General features: G+C 59.9%; 12 protein-coding genes and 1 pseudogene. 7 read left to right on the top strand and 6 right to left on the bottom strand.

Translation table 11 applies throughout. From position 1 onward, the window contains the following. The first annotated feature begins 122 nt into the window (after positions 1 to 122). From CNX70_RS13850 to tssA, 7 genes are read left to right on the top strand one after another with little or no spacing between them, the layout of a single operon-like run. Positions 123 to 968 carry a M15 family metallopeptidase gene (locus CNX70_RS13850; RefSeq protein ID WP_244199150.1) on the top strand — a complete coding sequence of 282 codons (846 nt, stop codon included), beginning with the start codon at positions 123 to 125 and terminating at the stop codon, positions 966 to 968. 15 nt (positions 969 to 983) lie between these two features. Further along, the gene (locus CNX70_RS13845) at positions 984 to 1,253 is read left to right on the top strand and encodes a PAAR domain-containing protein (protein ID WP_096235152.1); all 270 of its coding nucleotides are present in this window, start codon (positions 984 to 986) and stop codon (positions 1,251 to 1,253) included. A gap of 31 nt (positions 1,254 to 1,284) precedes the next feature. Further along, on the top strand, positions 1,285 to 2,742 hold the full coding sequence (locus CNX70_RS13840) for a hypothetical protein (protein ID WP_096235151.1): 1,458 nt from the start codon (positions 1,285 to 1,287) through the stop codon (positions 2,740 to 2,742). Between the two features lie 46 nt (positions 2,743 to 2,788). After that, on the top strand, positions 2,789 to 6,694 hold the full coding sequence (tssM, locus tag CNX70_RS13835) for a type VI secretion system membrane subunit TssM (RefSeq protein ID WP_096238447.1): 3,906 nt from the start codon (positions 2,789 to 2,791) through the stop codon (positions 6,692 to 6,694). Next, a complete protein-coding gene (gene tagF, locus CNX70_RS13830; protein WP_096235150.1) occupies positions 6,691 to 7,677 on the top strand; it encodes a type VI secretion system-associated protein TagF in 987 nt (328 codons plus the stop codon). Before tssM ends, tagF begins: the two co-directional genes overlap by 4 nt. A 2-nt stretch (positions 7,678 to 7,679) precedes the next feature. Then, positions 7,680 to 8,474 (top strand): OmpA family protein, encoded by a 795-nt coding sequence (locus tag CNX70_RS13825; protein ID WP_096235149.1) that lies wholly within the window; start codon positions 7,680 to 7,682, stop codon positions 8,472 to 8,474. A 19-nt stretch (positions 8,475 to 8,493) separates the two neighbouring features. Beyond that, entirely contained in the window at positions 8,494 to 9,540 is a 1,047-nt protein-coding gene (tssA, locus tag CNX70_RS13820) for a type VI secretion system protein TssA (protein ID WP_096235148.1), read from the top strand. A gap of 65 nt (positions 9,541 to 9,605) precedes the next feature. Here the strand turns inward: tssA and CNX70_RS13815 are convergent, their stop codons facing one another. The 6 genes and pseudogenes from CNX70_RS13815 to CNX70_RS13790 all read right to left on the bottom strand — a co-directional run bounded on the left by CNX70_RS13815 (position 9,606) and on the right by CNX70_RS13790 (position 14,435). After that, complete coding sequence (locus CNX70_RS13815) at positions 9,606 to 11,756, bottom strand: T6SS phospholipase effector Tle1-like catalytic domain-containing protein (protein ID WP_096235147.1); 2,151 nt, start codon at positions 11,754 to 11,756, stop codon at positions 9,606 to 9,608. A gap of 35 nt (positions 11,757 to 11,791) precedes the next feature. After that, a complete protein-coding gene (locus tag CNX70_RS13810) occupies positions 11,792 to 12,289 on the bottom strand; it encodes a DUF3304 domain-containing protein (RefSeq protein WP_096235146.1) in 498 nt (165 codons plus the stop codon). Positions 12,290 to 12,343: 54 nt separating this feature from the next. After that, positions 12,344 to 12,838 carry a DUF3304 domain-containing protein gene (locus tag CNX70_RS13805; RefSeq protein ID WP_096235145.1) on the bottom strand — a complete coding sequence of 165 codons (495 nt, stop codon included), beginning with the start codon at positions 12,836 to 12,838 and terminating at the stop codon, positions 12,344 to 12,346. Positions 12,839 to 12,894: 56 nt separating this feature from the next. Then, a pseudogene (locus tag CNX70_RS13800) lies at positions 12,895 to 13,200 on the bottom strand (DUF3304 domain-containing protein); the annotation flags it as partial. A 244-nt stretch (positions 13,201 to 13,444) separates the two neighbouring features. After that, complete coding sequence (locus CNX70_RS13795) at positions 13,445 to 13,945, bottom strand: DUF3304 domain-containing protein (protein ID WP_096235143.1); 501 nt, start codon at positions 13,943 to 13,945, stop codon at positions 13,445 to 13,447. A gap of 70 nt (positions 13,946 to 14,015) precedes the next feature. Continuing rightward, the gene (locus CNX70_RS13790; protein ID WP_157751010.1) at positions 14,016 to 14,435 is read right to left on the bottom strand and encodes a hypothetical protein; all 420 of its coding nucleotides are present in this window, start codon (positions 14,433 to 14,435) and stop codon (positions 14,016 to 14,018) included. Between the last annotated feature and the right edge of the window lie 13 nt (positions 14,436 to 14,448).

The raw sequence follows: 14,448 nt of genomic DNA, 5'->3' as shown, positions 1-14,448 counted from the left end.
TGAAACTAAGCTCCCGTAATTAGCAAGTTAGTAAGATATACTCAGAGGCAATATTAGCGCGAACGCTGGCACAGCGGCATTCAACGGCCCATGCATGGCGCCTTTTTTCGAACGGAGTGGGCGTGTTTTTACTGGCGGTGGCACTCTATTTTTTACTGGCATGCCTGATCAGCTGGCTCGTGCTGTTTCCATCCGGCCGCGAACTGCTGATGCGGGTGCTGGCGACGGCCGAACAAGGTATCGGGGCGCGGCTGGCCCAGCTGGCTCGGCGCAGGAACGCCGGCCTGGACACGCTGCGCCGTGGCGGCGCCAGCACCCTGCTCGGCAGCGCAGCGTTCGTGCGTCGCCACTACCTGCTGTTCCTGGGCGGTGCGGCGGTGATGTGTCTGCCACCGGTGATCGCCTTGTTAGCAGGCAGCAAGAGCATGCTGGGCGGCTACGAGGTTTCGACGCGCGAAATGAATACGCAAGTGTCGGCCCTGCTGCAAGGCGAACAGCTGGTGCCGCCGGTGGACTTGCCGCCGCTGGTATTCGCCACCGAAGAAGTGCAGCAAGTGCGGCCCATGCTGGTATCGGCCAGCCGCAACTGGACGCTGCTCAATGCCGAATACGCACAAAGGCTGCTGCTGGTGTTCAAGATCATGAAGGAAAAACATGGCTACGACATGGCCATTCTGGAAGGTTACCGCAGTCCGGAACGGCAAAACATGCTGGCCGGCATGGGCAGCAATGTCACCAATGCGGCCGCGTTCCAGAGCTGGCATCAGTATGGCCTGGCCGCCGATTGCGCCTTTTTGCGCGACGGCAAGCTGGTGATCTCGGAAAAAGATCCCTGGGCCATGCGCGGCTATCAGTTGTATGGCGAAGTGGCCGAATCGGTCGGCATGACTTGGGGCGGCCGCTGGAAAATGATGGATTTCGGTCACACCGAACTGCGCGTGCCTGGTGTGATGAAAAAACAACGATGACTGGAAGGAGCACATATGGCTGGTCCCGTAATCAGATTGGGCGATAAAACATCGCATGGCGGCAGCGTGCTGGAGGCCTCGGCGATGACGGACAGCGGCGGCATCGGTATCGCGCGCGTGGGCGACAAGGTGTCGTGCCCGCTGCCAGGCCATGGCAGCTGTCCCATCGTCAGCGGCGACGCCAGCTGGATCGTCGATGGCAAACCGGTGGCCCGCCACGGCGACAAGACCAGTTGTGGCGCGGTGCTGATCGCCAGCCAGCAAGCCACCACGGATCAGCTATGACATCCGGCCGCCACTGCAAGGGAGCGCGCTGATGCGCCCGTGGCTGCGGCGCAGCCTGCTGATACTGGCCGTCTTCGCCTTGTGCTGGGGCGGCGCGATCTGGTACTGGCGCAGCAGCACGCGCATGCCTTCGACGGGCGACCTGGCCGGCAGCATGCTGGCGTTGCCGCTGGCGCTGCTCACCAGCTGGTGGCTGGGCAAGAAACTGCTGGCCAGGCTGGCCGCGCCGGCTGCAGCGCCCGCGCTGTTTGACGCCGCCGACGGCGACGCCAAGGCGCCCGGCAGTGACCCTGCGCCGCGCGCGCCGCTGCACCTGGCCGCCGCGGTGCTGCGCATGCCCGGCGGCGCCTCGGCCCCGGAACTGGCTGCCGCACTGCTGGACAAGCAGCAGCGCCCCGAACTCGATCCGGAGCTGACCGACGCGCAAGGCTACCCGGTGATGAGCGCCCGCGTGGCGGAGCTCGATGAACATGAGCAGAAGGCACTGCTGGACGACTGGCTGCGGACCCGTCCTGCCGATGCGGCGCAGGATGCGACACCACAGGCACCGCATTTCGATGCCGAACACTTGCGCGCACTGGCGCTGGGCGCCGGCGTATTGAACGAACTGATGCAGGAAGCGGCGATGCACACGGGGCTCGACGACTACAAGGCGGCGCAACCGGGATCGCGCGCCGCGCTGCCGCTGCCGACCCTGCAACTGCATCTGCTGTTGCCGCCCGATTGGGACCAGCCGCAGCGCGACACGGGCGCCGCCTGGCTGCACGCGCAGGCGGAACAGCAAGGCTGGCCGTCCGACAAGCTCAGCGTGCACCTGGCCGGCGACAGCGGGCCGCTGGCGCTGATCGAACAGCTGGCCGCGCAGGCTGTCTTGCAAGAGCTGCCTTGCCTGGCCATCGTACTGGCCTGCGGTTCGCATATCGGCGAGCTGACCGTGCATGACTGGGCCACGCGCGGCCTGCTGTTCAATGCCGGCCAGCCGGGCGGGCAGATTCCCGGTGAAGGCGCGGCCGGCCTGTTGCTGGCCGACGCGGCCCAGGCTGCGGCGCTGCTGGTGGACACGCCGGTACTGCTGCACCATGCCAGCATGGCCGTGCGTGGCCAGTCGGCGGACAGCCGCGGCCATGGCGATGCCACCTTGCTGGCCGAGCTGGGCGGCAAGGCGATGTCGGCGGCGTCTGTCGCCCCGGCCGCAATCATGCGGCTATACGCCGATGCCGACCAGCGCTCCAGCCGCATGATCGAACTGATGAACAATGCCGGCACGCTGCTGCCCGATATCGATCTCAGCAACGACGTACTGAGCGTGGCGGCGGCCTGCGGCCAAAGTGGCCAGGTGGCCACCCTCGCGGCGCTGGTGCTGGCGCGGCACGAAGCGGCCGAGAATGCCAGCCAGGTGCTATGCCTGAGCAACCTCGATGCCTTCCACCGGGCCGCCGTGGTGGTGGGCCCAGAAGCCCTTGCCCCTGAATCCCTCGCCGCGACATGACCCCTCCCTCCACCATGCCTGTCAACCTCACGCCCCTCATATGATGATGCAACGATTCTGGCATTCCATTACTACCCGTTTCAGCCTGTTCGCCATCGGCTTCGTGGCGCTGGCCGCGCTGCTGGTCAGTTGCGCCGTCATCTTTGAATGGCCGCTGGTATGGATCGTGCCGCCGCTGGCGCTGGTCCTGCTGGTCGCCAGCGCGGTATGGTGGTTGCAGCGCAGGCGCCGCCAGCGCGACGTCGCCAGCTTCGGCGGCATGCTGGAACAGCAGACGGCCGGCGCAGTACCCAAGGCGGGACCCACGCAGCGCGAGGAAACCGAAGCCATCCGCAAACGCATGCTCGAAGCGATCGGCACCATCAAGACGTCCAAGCTGGGCCAGCTGTCGGGCGACGCGGCCCTGTACGAGTTACCCTGGTATATGGTCATCGGCAATCCGGCGGCCGGCAAGAGCACGGCGATCGCCAATTCCGGCCTGCAGTTTCCTTTTGCCGACAGCAAGATCGTGCAAGGCATCGGCGGCACCCGCAATTGCGACTGGTTCTTCACCACCGACGGCATCCTGCTCGACACGGCGGGCCGCTATTCCGTCAACGACGAAGACCGCGCCGAATGGTTCGGCTTTCTGGCGCTGCTGAAAAAACACCGCAAGCGCGCGCCGATCAACGGCATCATCATCGCCGTCAGCATTGCCGAACTGACCGGCAGCCGGCCCGAATTCGCCATCAACCTGGCCAAGAACCTGCGCCAGCGGGTGCAGGAACTGACGGAAAAACTGGAAGTCCACGCGCCCGTCTACGTGGTGTTCACCAAGGCCGACCTGATTACCGGTTTCAACGAATTTTTCCAGGACACCGAACGGGGCGAACGCGACCGGGTATGGGGCGCCACCCTGCCCTACAGCCAGACCAGTTCCAGGCAGGACGTGCTGGAGCAGTTCGACCAGCGTTTCGATGAACTGTATGACGGCCTGAAAGAGCTGAGCCTGGCCAGCATGGCGCTGCAGCAGAACGAACGCATGCCGCCGGGCGTGTTTACCTTCCCGCTCGAGTTCAGTGCGATCAAGGGTTCGCTGCGCGCCTTCATCGCCACCCTGTTCGAGGAAAACCCGTTCCAGTTCAAGCCCGTCATGCGCGGCTTCTATTTCACCAGTGCGTTGCAGGAAGGTATGTCGGTATCGGCCTCGTCGGAACGCGTGGCGCAGCGCTTCGATTTGAAATTGCAGCCGCAGCAACACAACGCGGTGCAGGACCAGCACGGCTACTTCCTGCTCAATCTGTTCCGCAAGGTGATCTTCGCCGACAAGGAACTGGTCGCCCAGTACGCCAGTCCAGCCAAGACCCGCTTGCGCTACGCCACCTTCTTTGCCGCCACCGCGCTGGTGGGCCTGGCCCTGGCCGGCTGGAGCTGGTCCTACATGGCCAACCGCCAGCTGGTTGCCAACGTACAGGCCGATCTGGACCAGGCGATCAAGGTGCAGGACAAGCGGCTCGACCTGCAATCGCGTTTCGAGGCGCTGGAAATCATGCAGGACCGGATCGAGCAGCTCGATTCCTACCGCAACAGCCGGCCCATCTCGCTGGGCCTGGGCCTGTACCAGGGGGACCTGCTGGAGCGCAAACTGCGCGAAGAGTATTTTTCGGGCGTGCGTGAAGTGATGCTGGCCCCGGTCGCGCAATCGCTGGAAGCCTTCCTGGCCGAGGTCAATGCCGGCGCCAGCCGCTTGCAGCCGATGGCCAGCACACCGCAGTCCGGCGCGGTGTCGGCCAGCGCGGCCGCCACCCTGCCCGCGCCGGCCGGCACCCTGGCCGCACCGGTCTCCGCCACGCCGACGGCGGCCCTGGCCAGCGCCCCTGCCGCCGCACCGCCGGCCACGGCCGCCGCCGTCAACCTCGGCGCGCAGCAGTTCAAGGATGCCTCGCCGGCCAATGTGGAAGACGCCTATAACGCCCTGAAAACCTATCTGATGCTGAGCGACAAGTCGCGCGCCGAAGCGAGCCACTTGAATGACCAGCTGACCCGCTTCTGGAGAGTCTGGCTCGACAGCAACCGCGGCAGCATGCCGCGCGAACAGATGATACGCAGCGCCGAACGCATGATTTCGTTTTACCTCACCCAGATCAACGACCCGTCCTGGCCGCAGATCGACAGCAAGCTGGCGCTGGTCGACCAGTCGCGCGACAGCCTGCGCCGCGTGGTGCGGGGCATGCCGGCGCGCGAGCGCGTGTACGCCGACGTCAAGGCGCGCGCCGCCACGCGCTTCGCCTCGATGACGGTGGCGCGCATCGTCGGCGAGCAGGACAAGGAACTGGTGCTGGGCAGCTACGCCATTCCCGGCACCTTCACGCGCGACGCATGGGAACAATTCATCCAGCAAGCCTTCCAGGAAGCGGCCAACCGCGAACTGCAAAGCGCCGACTGGGTGCTGAAAACGGCGTCCAAGGATGACCTGACGCTCGAAGGCAGCCCGGAACAGATCCAGAAAGCGCTGGTCGAACTGTATAAAACGGACTACGCCAAGGAATGGCAGAAATTCATCCAGGGTGTCAGCATCCGCGAGTTGAACGGCTTCGACAATGCGGCGGCGGCCATGAACCGGCTCGGCGACCCGCAAACCTCGCCGATCAACAAGCTGATCGAAACGGTGTACAAGGAAACCTCGTGGGACAACCCGTCGCTGCTGGGCCAGGGCTTGCAGCGCGCCCAGCGCGGCGTGATGGGATGGTTCAAGGAAACCATCCTGCGCCAGAAACCTTCCGGCATCAACATCAACGTCGGCAGCGGCGCGCCCGCCGCCGGCGCCTTGCCAATGGGGCCGGTCGGCCGCGAGTTTTCCGGCGTGGCCCGCCTGGTGGTTACCAAGGACAAGGACGCTTCGCTGATGCGCGGCTACATGGAAGCGCTATCGAAGCTGCGCGCCCGCTTCAACCAGATCAAGAACCAGGGCGATACCGGCCCCGGCGCCAAGCAGTTCATGCAGCAGACGCTGGACGGCACCGGTTCGGAACTGGCCGATGCGCTCAAATATGTGGATGAACAGATGCTGACCGGCATGACCGATGCGCAAAAGCAGGCTATCCGGCCGCTGCTGGTGCGCCCGCTGATGCAGACGTTCGCCGTCATCATCAAGCCGACCGAGACGGAAATCAACAAGGTCTGGCTGGCGCAGGTGCTCGAACCGTTCCAGAAAACCCTGGCGCCCAAGTATCCGTTTGCGCCCGCCTCGGGTAGCGAGGCCAGCAATGCTGACATCGGCCAGGTGTTCGGACCGGAAGGCAGCATCGCCAAGTTCTTCAATACCACCATCGGCCCGCTGGTGGTGCGCCGTGGCGATTCACTCAGCGCCAAGACCTGGGCCAACATGGGCATCGGCCTGGCGCCGTCGGTGGTGGCCAGCTTCCCCGGCTGGATCGCTCCGCTCAGCGCCAACGGCGTGGCCACGGCGGCCGGTTCCGGCGAAGCGCAAACCCGTTTCGACCTGCAGGCGCTGGCCGCCACCGGCGCCACCGAGTACACGATCGAGATCGACGGCCAGGCCCTGCGCTGGCGCGGCCAGCCGCAGCCATGGATCCATATGGTCTGGCCGAATCCGCAAGGCACGCCAGGCGCGCGCATCAGCGCCATCACGCCGGAAGGCCGCACGGTCATGTTGCTCAACGAACCTGGCCATTTCGGCCTGAAGAAAATGATCGATTCGGCCAAGCGCAAGCGCAAGGATGGCGGCGTATTCGAACTGAGCTGGGAAAACAGCGGCGTGAGCGTGGCAGCCAACCTGAAGATCGTCGCCACGCCGGCGCCGGCCGCCGCGCCAAGCACCGCCTCGGGCGCCGCGGGCTTCCGCGGACTGAAGCTGCCGGAAATCGTGGCCCAGAGCGTGCCGGCCGTGAATGCGCCTGGCGCCGCCCCCACCGCCACCGGCAATGCGGCCAGCGCCGCTGTCGCGCCATGAACCGCACCACCACCACCACCACCCCGATCGGCTATTTCGGCAAGCTGCCCAGCCGCGGCGACTTCGTCAAGGCCAGCGGCAACCCGGCCCTGCTGAAGATCCTCGACGACTGGCTGGCGCAGGCGATGGACCTGCTCAGCGCCGACGCGCGCTGGAAGCTGACCTACGACGCGCTGCCGCCCATGCACTTCGCCTTTATAGGCCCGCGCCGGGGGCGCGCCATCGCCGGCCATATCGCCGCCAGCAGCGATGCCTCGTCGCGCCGTTTTCCCTTCCTGATGATGAGCACCATGGAAGTAGACCAGCCGGCCGCGTTTGTCGCCAACAGTCCGCTGGTGCTGTCGCGCCTGTGGAACCGTTGCGAGGCACTCAGCAACGACATGCGCGGTCCCGATGCGGGCAACGCGCTGCATGCGGCCAGCCATGCCAGCATCGACCTCGACCTGCGCGCCGCCGCCTATGAAGCCGCCTTCAACGATTTCCTCGACATGCAGACCGTAGGCGAACTCGACGCGCTGCTGGCGCCCACCGGTTTCACGGGCACGGTGCGGCAGGTGCTGCTGGCGCTGGGCCTGCTGCTGCAGCCGGTGATGGCCAGCAGTTCCAGCCGGCTGGAAAAAAGTCTCGAATTGCCGCTGCCGGCCGACCCGCTGTACCGCAACATGGTGGCGGCGTTCTGGATGCACCTGATCACGCCGTTCCTGGCGCGTGCCGACTTCGAGCTGGCGCTGTTCATCACGCGGCTGCGCGGTCGCCAGACGCTGGTGCTGGGATTTTCCGGCGCGTCGGCACAGACCCTACATGTACTGATGAACCCGCAAGCGGCACTGGATCACCATATCGCGTTCGACGACCTGGACTGGGTCGAGGAACAGGTCGGCAGCGACTATGCGATCAAGAAAGTGTCGACCTATCTGGCGCAAGCCAACCTCTCGCTCAAATCGGCGCACGATTCCCTGCGCGCCGCCTTTATCGGAACCTGACCATGCGCGTATCCCGGATCGTTCTCCTCCTCGGCATGGCGCTGGCCGCCATGTCCGCTTCAGCGCAAGCGCCCATGTCGATACCCACGGCCGCCACGCCGCAGCCGGGCCAGGTGCTGGCCGCTGGCACCGTGCCCGACGAAGCGAGCAAGGCCGCCGTGCTGGCGCGCCTGCGCGAACTGTACGGCGCCGACAAGGTGGTCGACCAGATCGCCGTCGGCCAGGTGGTGCTGCCTGCCAACTGGAACGCCTATGTGCAAAAGCTGCTGTCGCCCAACCTCAAGCAGATCAGCCGCGGCCAGCTGAAAATCGACGGCAGCGTCGTCAGCGTGCGCGGCGAGGTGGCCAACGAGGCGCAGCGGCAAAAAATCGCCAGCGATATCGCCACCAGCCTCAATCCCACCTACACCGTCAACAATGGCCTGCGCGTATCGGCCAGCGAGCAAGGCGTGCTCGACACCACCCTGGCCAACCGCACCATCGAGTTTGAAAGCGGCAAGGCCGCGCTGACGCCATCGGGCCGCGCCATCCTCGATGAAATGGCGGCCGCCATGCAAAAGCTGACCGGCCGCAAAGTGGAAATCATCGGCCATACCGACAACCAGGGCTTGCGCGCCAGTAACCAGAGCCTGAGCCAGGCGCGGGCCGGGGCCGTCAAATTCTACCTGGCATCGAAAGGCATCCACGACGACCTGCTGACGGCGTCTGGCCAGGGCTCCGACCGGCCGATCGCCAGCAATGACACGGCGGACGGGCGCGCCCGCAACCGGCGCATTGAATTTCGCATGGCGCAATAACCATCTTTCAGGGGACTACATGTTTTTAGCCGAACAGTTATTACTTCCAATCAGCAATGAACAACCGGCAGGCGTGGATCTGGCGTTTTCGCCCGAACTCGACGCTATTACCCTGGCGCGCAAGTTCGACGACCCCACGCTCGACCAGGGCGAATGGGTCGCCGACCTCAAGGAGGCCGACTGGGACTTCGTCGTGCGCAGCTGCGCCGGCCTGCTTGCCGGCAGCAGCAAGGATCTACGCCTGGCCGTCTGGCTGACCGAAGCGGGCACCAAGCGCCACCATCTGCGCGGCATGGCCGAAGGCTTGCTGGTGCTGGCCGGGCTGTGCGAAAAATTCTGGGAGCGGGGCCTGTTCCCGGAAGCCGAGGATGGCGACCAGGAGCAGCGCATCGGCAACCTCAGCTGGATACTCTCGCGCATCCCCGCGCTGCTGCGCGAGGTGCCCGTCACGGGCGGCCCTGGCGGCGCTTTTTCCAGCATCGATTTCGAAATGGCGCGGCGCCAGGCCGGCTCGGGGGATTCCGCCAGGCAGCATGAGGGCGTCAAGTTGTCCGACATGGAAGCGGCGCGGCGCAACAACTCGGCCGCCTTTTGCGCCAGCTTCGCCGTCGACGCACAAGATTGCCTGGAAGCGCTGCGCAAGCTTGAAAGAGTCGTCGACGCCCGGCTGGGCAATGACAGCCCGGCCTTCTCCACGGCGCGCGAAGCCGTCGAAGCGATGCTGCGCGTGATGCCCGCCAGTGCCGGCGTGGCGCCAGCCGTGCCTGCCGTGGCGACGGGCGGTGTGGCCATTGCAGCATGCGCGACGGCGCCAGCGATGCCGGCGCTCTCGGCCGGCCCGCCCGGCGCCATCGCCACGCGAGCGCAAGCGATCGAGCAATTGCGCGCCGTGGCGCAGTTCTTCCGCCGCAGCGAGCCGCACAGCCCCGTCTCCTATTTTGCCGACAAGGCCGCCAATGCCGCCGACCAGGACTTGCACAGCTGGCTGCGCTCGGTGGTCAAGGACGCCGGTTCGCTGGCGCATATCGAGGAGCTGCTGGGCGTGCAGCCGCCCGAGAATGGCTGAAACCGGTACTCTCCCCTGGCGGCGTATCTGCCGCCAGGGTGTTCATGGTTATACCTGGATCAATCTTACTTCGCTTTTTCCCGGTCTTCCTCGCGCCAGCGCTTTTCCAGCTGCGCCATCCATTCAGCCTCTGCATTGGCATATTTCATAATGACTTTCTTTTCTGCCTGATAATAAAGCCGGGCTTCCTGGCTGGCTTGCTGCATGGAGTTTTTCGCGGTCTTGACTGCGCTTTCCAATTTCTTTTCCGCCTCCACCCCGGCATCGTGCACGCCGTGACCGACGCGGGTGGCGCCATCGACGATCATCTTGCTCGTTTCCTTGTACGTCTCCACCGCCTGCCGTTCCAGCCGCTTTTCGGCCTCGGACACCGCCCGCGCGGTCGCGGCAATCTTTCTGCGCGCCACTCGGTAGGTACTGACGGTATAGCCATACAACTTCTGGAAGTAGGTCACGGCCGCATCGGCCCCTGCCTTGACCGCCTTCAGTGATTCGTTGGCGATATTCGACATGTTCGAATAATCATCGCTTTGCACGAACACGTGGCGGAAGCGGCCGTAGCCGCCCGTCAGCCATACCGGCTCGTGCTTGCCCAGGATGCGAAAGCCGGCGCGGGAATCGTGCACATAATCTTCAAACAGCGTGACGCAGCCAGCCGGCGGCTGCGCGCCTTCCGTCATGATTTTCAAAAACCGCTCTTCCCAGTCGCTTAAGGGGTCTTTCCCTTCTTCGACAAACAGCATGCCAGCCGGGCTGACGCGATGCAAGACAGTCTTGGCACGTTCATTGAGCCACCCCATCGTGGTCGCGTTGGCCTTCTTTCGTTCGCGCCACGAGCGCAGATATATACCCAGATCGGAATCGGCCTCCAGCAAGTCTTTCTGGCCCGGCTTATCAGACTCCCTGAAAAAGCGCTTGTTCTTCAACTGCGCTTTTCCCTGCGCGTGCAACATGCCGCGCCAGCGCAGATATTGTTTTGTATGCGCCTCGGTAAAGGTCTTCACGTCGGCGCCCTTGATACCGTTATGCGTCAGCCAGTTGTTGTAGGAGGCGATCAGTCTTGGGTCGGTGGCAAAGGATGCCAGCATCGCCTCGCGCTTTACCACTTTCATCTCTTTCAACGTGAATAACGGCACACCTGCTTTCAGGGCGGCGAAATGCATGTCGATCAATGGAATCTGCGACAGATGTGGGGAAGGTCCCCAGCCTGGCATAGAACGGCCCTGCTCGCCAGGGTAGTATCCTCCCCCCACGTCGGAGTGCATGCCCGGGTAGCCGACATTGCCCCGTCCGGTAGCCGATTCCAGCGGAAAGCTGGCGCGCTGTTCATGCAAAGCGATGAAATGCGTGCACTCTTCTACTACAGGGTGGATGCTCTGTGTTCCATTTCCCCAGGCCATATGCCCGAAGGTGACCGGCGTTACGTCACCGACGCCAACGGCGGCAACGGTATCGAAAATTCCCAGGAAGCCTATGCGTATGGGTACGCCTGCCAGCTCAAATGCACCCGTTTGCCGTTCGAACACCTGATGTAGCCAGTGCGCACTGGCGCGCGCTTCGGCCGCGCCACGGGAAAAACCGAAAATGGACACATTGATTTGCTTGAGCTTGCGCTGATGAGTTTTGACAACACGCGCCAGTTTTTCTTCAAGCGACGTCAGCATTGTCCACCGCTGCACACCTTCCAACCCGAGCAGCATTTGTGAACTCATCAAATTGACCAACACCCGCTGTGCGTCGTTATCAATTAATTTTGATCCTGTCAAGTAGATATGCACTGCATTGAACAGCGAGGTGATACCCCAATTTATTCTATCGGCCCCCATATAACCAAATCCGCCACCAGCATTATCGGTAAGCGTTGGAATAGTGTCGCCAATAGCAGAAAATGGTGTACCTACACCTGGCACATAAACACGGAAAAAACCATTTTCAGGTTCCTCCAGATGCGCATCCCACAACTTGGCAACGTTGCTGTGCTTGTTCCGTTCCCGTTGTGTAAGATTTTTCGGGTTAACAACCGAATCAGCCTGCCTCCACGCAGCATTATTTCCGCTACCATCATAAAACAGTCCGATGTAAATCTGTCCTTGACATTCAGTTTTATGAGGTGATCTGACACATGCCATGGCTTTTGCGCGCTGCGACGATTCTTTGGGAGTAAGTATGCGTCGTCCATCCAAGGGCGCCTTACGACCAGTATAAATAATAGACATTTATAGAAGCTCCATAAATAATTTTTAAAATAGAGTTACTCCCATATAATTTCCACTGGAACACCTGGCTTAAGCTCCGCCTCCTTGCCCGAGAGCGGATATTTTCGATGTCCCAATATATATTTAGTCACAAATACTTTGTAATTTCCATTATGCAAAAAATGTACTATAAACATTCCGGCATCGCTTGATACATATTTAGGCACTGGAACGGTTTTTTCCACACTAATTTCTTTTCCATTTTTTATGGTGCTCATGCGAATTGTCGCCGTCATCCCCGCTTGCCATACGACCGGAATTGAAAGGCAACAAGTGTATCCCCCGCCACCAGCACCCGCATCGAGATAGCCTACTTCCACTTCCGCCCCCGTCGACAAGGTCACTAAATAACCCCCGATCCCGTGCTCGGTATGATTGTATCCACTTACATTGACTGGCAACATCATCTTTTCCTTGCTACAAGCCATATTTGAAAACAAAAGAAAACCACATAAAAAAACACAACCCAATTTCTTTCCAAATAAATTCATCATAGTCTTTCAGGAATTAAAAATATGCTATCACAAAGAATATTCACATAAAAAAATTTACTCCCATATTATTTCCAGTGGAACACCCGGCTCCAGCTCAGCCTCCTTGCCAGAAAGCGGATATTTCCGATGTCCCAACGAGTATTTGGTTACAAAAACCTTGTAGCTTCCATCGTGAAGAAAATGCACGACAAACATGCTGGCATCGGCACGAGAATACTGCGGTACTGGCACCGTTTTTTCTACGCGGATAGCCTTCCCATTTTTTATCGTATTCATGACTATTGTTGCCTTCATGCCCGGCTTCCATACTGATGGTATTGAGAGACAGCAAGTTTTCCCGCCCCCACCTTCCCCTGGTCCCAAATAGCCAGCTTCGGCTGAAGATCCGTCATCGAGTGTCACGATATAGCTTCCAACACCGTGTTCGGTATGATTATACGCCGTCATATTCAGGGTTATTTTCATTGATTCCTTGCTACAAGCCATATTTGAAAACAATAGAAAAATACATAAAAAGACGTATGCAAATCGCCTTCCCAATAAATTCATTATAGTCCTTCATAAATTTAAAATAAATTATCATAAATAACATTCAAATAAAAAATTTACTCCCATATTATTTCCAGTGGCACTCCCGGCTCCAGCTCAGCCTCCTTGCCAGAAAGCGGATATTTCCGATGTCCCAACGAGTATTTAGTTACAAAAACCTTTAAACTTCCATCGTGAAGAAAATGAACGACAAACCTGCCGACATCGGACGAATTGTAACGAGGTACAGAGACAATCTTCTCCACTCGAATCGGCTTACCATTCTTTAATATATGCATAGATATCGTCGCTTTCATGCCAGGCTTCCATACTGAAGGAATTGAAAGGCAGCAAGTTTCCCCTCCCCCCCTTCGCCAGGAGCCAGATAACCAGCCTCTACTGAATTTCCATCTGCCAGTGTCACAATATAGCTTCCGACGCCGTTCTCAGTATGGTTATATGCAGTCAAACTCACGCTAGTTTTCATTGATTCCTTACTACAAGCTATATTTGAAAACAAAAGAAAGCCACATAAAAAATGCAAGCAAATCGTTTCTCCAATAAATCCATCATAGTCTTCCAGGAATTGAAAATAACTTATCACAAAGAACACTCATATCAGGAAAATTACTTCCATATTATTTCAAGCGGCACGCCTAGTTGCAATTCAGCCTCTTTTCCAGAAAGTGGATATTTCCTATGCCCCAACACATACTTAGTCACGAATACCTTGTAACTTCCATTATGCAGAAAATGTACAATAAACATCCCAGCATCGCTAGCGGTGTACTTTGGCACCGGCACATTTTTTTCCACATGAATTTCTTTTCCATTCTCTATTGAACTCATGATGATATTTGCCGTCATTCCCGGATGCCATATTGCCGGAATGGAAAGGCAACAAGTCATCCCTCCACCACCTTTTCCAGGGGAAAGAAAACCGGCTTCCATCCTTGATCCATTTGATAGCGTCACGACATATCCACCGACTCCATTTTCGGTATGATTGTAGGCGCTCAAATTGACTGTCAATTCCATTTTTTCCTTACCACATGCCGTATTTGAAAATACCATGAAAGTACATAGAAAAATATTTAGTAAATTTTTCGGCAATAGTCTTTTTATCATATGATCTCCTGAAATGCGCCGGCCAAATAAATCTTGAGATTAAAATTACATGAAATCAATTTCGAAATAATTATCCCTTTGGCTCATACGCCTCCCACAGCGGCGGCCCCGCTTCCCAAACGGTTTTCGGCAAGGCTTGCAGCGCGTCGTAAAAAGCATCGAGCGATGCGGGTGGGTTTTTCATGAATGCAATAAACAAGGGCTGTTCCATGGCCTTTCCCGAGGTATAGAGCGCCAGCAAGACGTACTGCGTTTGCCGGTCGAGGTCATCGATCCCGGCATCGAGCGCGCGCTGCTGGTATTTTGCGACAAAGGCGTTCAGCACACGCGGCGGCGTGTCATTGGTTTCATCGGTGATCACGCGCCGCAAATGGCTGACCAGGTTGGCGGTGTCGGCCGGTTTCAGCTTGGCGTGCTTCACCGCGCTTGACCCCTGCGGTGCGGCCTTGGCCGCTGTCTGCGCCGCGACGTTGCCGCTGGCAAATGCCAAGGCCAAGCTCAGG

It is taken from the genome of Janthinobacterium svalbardense (assembly GCF_002327145.1).
In the GTDB taxonomy this organism is placed as follows: domain Bacteria; phylum Pseudomonadota; class Gammaproteobacteria; order Burkholderiales; family Burkholderiaceae_D; genus Janthinobacterium; species Janthinobacterium tructae.
This window is presented reverse-complemented; position numbering and strand designations above follow the sequence as displayed.